The following is a 420-nucleotide window of genomic DNA, read 5'->3' as shown; positions in this document are numbered from 1 at the left end:
ATCTTGTCCACCGGGCCGAGGAGAGAGGTCAGGTAGAAGTCGGCAATGGAGTCGTTTTCCACGGCCACGGTGTCGTAGCGGAAGAAAGGTGGCGTCGGTCCTTTTTCTGGATAGTCCTTCTTGTCGTAGGCGATCGCGATGGTCTCGGTCGCGTATTGGCCGGTGAAGGAAACCTGCTCGATCCGGCACGCATATTCGCTGTCATAGGGCACATGGAGCATCACGTCGCTGACGTGGCCGCCGATCGCCGCGCCTTTCCAGACGTAGTTGAGGAGGTCTGCGTCGAGCGTCTCCCCCGCCTGAACCAGCCGGAAACGAGCCTCGACGCCGAGTGCCTCAGCGATCGAATGGCCGATGTCTACATCGATCCCGCGTGCTTGGCCGTTCTCTTCGTAGGACCACGGCGGAAAATCCTCATAG

General features: G+C 60.0%; 1 protein-coding gene. It reads right to left on the bottom strand.

What is annotated here, in order from left to right; translation table 11 throughout:
* The coding region (locus I6F38_RS43495; protein ID WP_225164727.1) for a transporter substrate-binding domain-containing protein at window positions 1–420 on the bottom strand (420 nt) is incomplete at both ends.

This window comes from Bradyrhizobium sp. BRP56 (assembly GCF_020194035.1).
GTDB classification, from domain to species: Bacteria; Pseudomonadota; Alphaproteobacteria; order Rhizobiales; family Xanthobacteraceae; genus Bradyrhizobium; species Bradyrhizobium australafricanum.
This window is presented reverse-complemented; position numbering and strand designations above follow the sequence as displayed.